We start from the raw sequence: 4,687 nt of genomic DNA, 5'->3' as shown, positions 1-4,687 counted from the left end.
TTCAGCGATTCTTTGGGGAATCGGTTACCGCATGTGTACGGCTTGTCCATCAGACCTCCCCGGGTAAAAGCATAAACTTCCTTTCCATATCCCCGCCTCATTTACTGCCTGCCCCTTTGGTCGTTGGGGTTTCGTCTTGTTATGCAGACTCACCCCAGACAGACAGCCTTTTATGAGATTTGTGTTCCTCGGGGCGGAAATTTGTCTCCGGCTTCCTTCAGATTTCAGGTCACCCTGGACACCCTTGCCTTTGACTAACGGCTACAACGACCTTCGCCGCTCGGGACTTGAACCCTAGAGTTTACACCCGTGCCGGGCACACATAAAAAAGACCTTTTGCCTGATATGCAAAAAGTCTTATACTTTCATTTGATAGCGATTAACTGGGCGCCCTACCCCTCCGTACTGAATGTCGATATCCACATCACCTTTCCTTTGAAGATATTCTAAATACCTGCGTGCTGTCACTCGGGCCATTCCCACACCGTCCGCTACCTGTTCAGCAGATAAAGCATCAGAGTTTCGGCTGAGAAAAGTAGTGATTTGCTCAAGGGTCTGCTGATTTAATCCTTTAGGTAATTCTTTAACACCCTGATCAATCTTACTGCCCACCAACCCATCGATCTGCTGCTGCTGCAAAGCTCCCGCTCCGCTGATTTCCGACCGGAAATCTCGGTATTTTGTGAGCGCTTGCTGCAGACGCTCAAATTTAAAAGGTTTAATCAGGTAATCGACGGCACCGTGCCTGAACATGGAACGGATGGTATCTTTATCGTTAGCTGCCGTAATTACAATGACATCAACATCAAACGCATGCTTTCGTATTTCTTTTAGTGCTTCCACACCATCCTGTCCCGGCATAAAAATATCCAAAACGATCAGATGAGGAGAAAGCTCTTCGGCCATTTTCACTCCTTCTTTCCCATCTGAAGCGACATCAACGACTTGAAACGGAGACACCCGTTCAATGAATTGACGATTCACTTCCTGGACCATGGGGTCGTCTTCAATTAACAACACCTCAATAACCTGTTGCCTGCTCATAGGAATCCTCCTCAAGTGTCATAGGAAACGTAATTAATATGCTCGTGCCTTCTCCATTTTGAGAAAAAACTTCGATCTCTCCCAGTCCTTTATCCACGATATTATTCACTAAATAAAGCCCAATCCCTGAGCCCTTCTGTCCTTTTGTTGTAAAACCTTTTTCGAAGATAGCTGCTTGTTGTTCACTGGAAATCCCCTTGCCATTGTCCTCTACGCTGATGGCACAGCTATGTTCATCTTGCGAGATAGAAACATCGATCCATTTTTCATCACGTTCCATTTCCTCAAAAGCATGAAAAGCATTTTCGATTAGATTGCCTAATATAAGAACAAAATCATGCTGATCAAGTAAAGGCGGATAACGATGCATTTCACTCTGGCTATCAACAACCACTTCAATTCCAAGTTCTTTACCGCGGCTTACTTTACTTAGCAATAGACCGGATAAACTGTAATCCTTTAGATTTTTTACTAAAAAGTTAGATAGGCGCTCTTGTTTTTCTGAAGTTTCAAATACAAAGTTTAGTGCTTTATCTTTCTGATCCAGTTGAATAAGTCCAGCAATGGTATGCAGCTTGTTTAAGTGCTCATGATTCTGAACACGTAAAGCGTCCACAAAGGCTTTCACGCCTGTTAGTTCCTCCGCGAGTCTGGTAACATCCGTCCGGTCCTGGAAAATAACCACCGCACCGATTGTCTCTTCTTCTACTCTTATCGGAACACGTGTGCTCATTACTAAGGTGCTCCCCAGTCGAAGCTCTTCATTATAAACACCCTGTCCCGAAGAGAGTACGTCCCCAAGCCTGATGTCCGGCATAACCTGTTCGATCCTTTGCTTTCTCTGATCTCCTTTAATACCGAGAATCTTTTTAGCTTTATCGTTCATAATTGTAATTTTTCCTTCATTATCAATTGCTACAATTCCTTCATTCATAGCCTGAAAGGTAGCAGTCCGCTCTACAAGCAGCTGAACCACTTCGTGAGGTTCCAAATGAAACGTCTGTTCTTTTAAATGCCTCGCTAGCAGCCAGGAACCAGTAATTCCGAAAAGTCCAGTTAATAAAAGCACCAACAGAATTTCGCTTTTCATTCCAAGCAGAATTTCCTGCAATGAGGGTAGGAGATTTCCGACAATCACGACACCGATTTGCTCGTGATCTTCATTCATCACGGGAACAAAACCCCGTACAGCTACTCCCATCACCCCTTCGGCCTTTGAAGTATAACTGTGTTCCCCAAAGGCAGGCCCTTCATCCTTGCCCGAAGATAAAGTTCCGAGCTTCTCTTCCACCGGATGAGAATATCGAATTCGATTCATATTCAAGACTACGATATAGTCAGAGCTGTTAATTGTACGAATCCGCTCCACTACAGGATTGATTTTCTTCCAACCCTCTGATTCGGTTAATCCTTCTTTAAGAGCTGGTAGATTTGCAATAGTCCTTCCGGTGACGAGGGCATGCTCTCCAAGTGATTCTTCTTTGGATTCAATCGTATTTCCTATAATGATAATACCGCCTATCAAAACGGTAAAGGCTACAATTCCAAATGATAGAATAGTAATCTTCCAGCGAATGGGCATCCGTTTAAGTGACATGACCGATCTTCCTCCCTCGTCTATTATTAATAGTGTATCACTTTAAAGCAGGCCTATGTTACACTATTGGAAACGATTACAAGGAGTATTCCCTTTGAAAACGGTCGCAGCCATTTGTCTATTTATTTTCACAGGAATCGTGACAGCTTTTGTATTCGGATTTGATTTAAATGAATCCCAGGATTCCTTGCAGTACGATGATGAACAGGAAGGAATTGAAGATAAGGTCGTAATTAAATTCAGTCACGTCGTTGCCGAAAACACCCCAAAAGGCAGAGCCGTCCGGCGGTTCGCTTCCCTAGTCCATGAGCGTACAGACGGGGATATTAAAGTGGAGATTTATCCGAATGGAACCCTTTATAACGATCAAAATGAGTATGACGCATTAATAAACGGACATATTCAAATGATCGCACCGGCTACATCTAAGCTTACCGAGCGGTTCCCAAAATGGCAGGTCCTTGATCTCCCATTTGCCTTCCCTACCTACCAAGCAGTGGAGGAAGCTTACGAGGGGACGATTGGTCAGACACTGATTAATCATTTGGGACCTAAGGTAAAAGGAATAACCTTTTGGTACAACGGCTATAAGCAGGTGACCAGCAGCGAAGAACCGATGATCTTACCTTCTGATTTCAATCAAACTCACGTGAGAATCATGCCTAGTCCTGTTATTGAGTCTCAGTTCCATGCACTTGGAGCAAGTACCAGTCAGATTCCGTTTAATAAAACGTACAGTAATTTGGAAGTTAATTTTATTAATGGTCAGGAAAACACTCTATCAAACATTTACTCTAAGAATCTATACAAAGAACAAGACTACTTAACGATCAGTAATCACGGCTATCTGGGTTATGTAGTCCTTATGAATGACGAGTTTTGGAGTGAACTTTCTAACGAACATCAAGCTATAATTTCACAGGCCTTAGAAGAAACGACCGATTGGATTAAAAGGCATTCCATAGAAATTAACGATACACACCTCCGTCAGATTAAACGGGACGACTCCCTGGAGGTGCATTATTTAACAAAAGAACAACGCGCCTTGTGGGAAGAGGCAGTTCAACCCGTTTATCAGGAAACGGAGCCTATTGCCGGGAAACTTCTAATGGAAGAAGTTTATCGCTTACAAGAAAAATATCAATAAGAACACAGGAGGAATCAATATGAACACTTTATTTGTTGCCGGTCATTCCAAACTACCTACTGGAATGGCCGCAAACCACATTTCTGAATCTTTAACCCTTACCTTGGAAGTTGACAAAAAATATGGTGTCATAGTGGATGCTTCCTGTACTCTCGCCACAGATCACGGAAGAGAATTTATCAAATCCTTGTTAAAAGGCTATAGTTTAAAAGAAGGTACGGACGAACCGGTCGCGCGTCTTAAGGAAGGCTATCTCGGCAAAGCGGGGAATGCTCTCGAAGCTGCTTTGAAAGATTCATACAAACAATATCAACTCCACCAGTAAAAGCCACCACAGCAGGTGGCTTTTTTCTTTCTTTTTTACAACCAAGGTGGATTGCGGAATTTACTGCAGCCTTAAGAATAAGCTCAGTTAGAAATAATTGTTAATTCATAAAATACATATTAAGCAATAGGGCCGGATTGTGGAAGACTCGATTTCGAGATATTGGGTATGAGGAAGGTCCTCCGGGGGACGATTTCGCTTTCCGGCCCTGCACGATGCAGGGTCGTTCGACGTTGCCACAGGAGGTGGCGATCTTAGTCGAACATCCCTTGTGGTAAGCTTCCTCAGGCTTCGCCTTCCGGGATCTTACCGATCATGTTTATCCCACAGGAGTCTTCATCATCCCCCTCCGGACCTAGCCAAATCAGATGCTCGAAACCACTTCAGACATCACATGCGTAATAAGAAATTAGACCACATGATTGTGCAGCTATTTTTAGGATGTAACGACCCGCAATAGCCTGTCATAAAAGCATTTAATCCAGATTAAGAAGGAGAATCTTTTTCTTCTAGAAGGGTACGTTTCACAAGAGGTCGCTGGGTTGGTGGGGAAATGGCGAGACTCCCATGGGAG

Annotated in this window: 4 protein-coding genes; 2 read left to right on the top strand and 2 right to left on the bottom strand. The window is 43.6% G+C overall.

Going from position 1 to position 4,687, the window contains the following annotated elements:
* Positions 1-357: 357 nt before the first annotated feature.
* Positions 358-1,044: a response regulator gene (locus BMZ06_RS20240; RefSeq protein WP_089755041.1), complete on the bottom strand. Its 687-nt coding sequence runs from the start codon at positions 1,042-1,044 to the stop codon at positions 358-360.
* Positions 1,022-2,641: an ATP-binding protein gene (locus BMZ06_RS20235; RefSeq protein ID WP_089755039.1), complete on the bottom strand. Its 1,620-nt coding sequence runs from the start codon at positions 2,639-2,641 to the stop codon at positions 1,022-1,024. Before BMZ06_RS20235 ends, BMZ06_RS20240 begins: the two co-directional genes overlap by 23 nt.
* Before the next feature lie 94 nt (positions 2,642-2,735).
* Between BMZ06_RS20235 and BMZ06_RS20230 the strand changes: the two genes are divergently transcribed.
* A complete protein-coding gene (locus tag BMZ06_RS20230) occupies positions 2,736-3,788 on the top strand; it encodes a DctP family TRAP transporter solute-binding subunit (RefSeq protein WP_089755037.1) in 1,053 nt (350 codons plus the stop codon).
* A gap of 19 nt (positions 3,789-3,807) precedes the next feature.
* The gene (locus tag BMZ06_RS20225; RefSeq protein WP_014644424.1) at positions 3,808-4,113 is read left to right on the top strand and encodes a DUF3870 domain-containing protein; all 306 of its coding nucleotides are present in this window, start codon (positions 3,808-3,810) and stop codon (positions 4,111-4,113) included.
* Positions 4,114-4,687 lie beyond the last annotated feature (574 nt).

The sequence above is a fragment of the Halobacillus alkaliphilus genome (assembly GCF_900113125.1).
In the GTDB taxonomy this organism is placed as follows: domain Bacteria; phylum Bacillota; class Bacilli; order Bacillales; family Halobacillaceae; genus Halobacillus; species Halobacillus alkaliphilus.
This window is presented reverse-complemented; position numbering and strand designations above follow the sequence as displayed.

Bases quoted from the DNA above. Each gene is read 5' to 3' on its own strand.
- BMZ06_RS20225 (WP_014644424.1), top strand. From the start codon at position 3,808: ATGAACACTTTATTTGTTGCCGGTCATTCCAAACTACCTACTGGAATG.
- BMZ06_RS20235 (WP_089755039.1), bottom strand. From the start codon at position 2,641: ATGTCACTTAAACGGATGCCCATTCGCTGGAAGATTACTATTCTATCA.
- BMZ06_RS20240 (WP_089755041.1), bottom strand. From the start codon at position 1,044: ATGAGCAGGCAACAGGTTATTGAGGTGTTGTTAATTGAAGACGACCCC.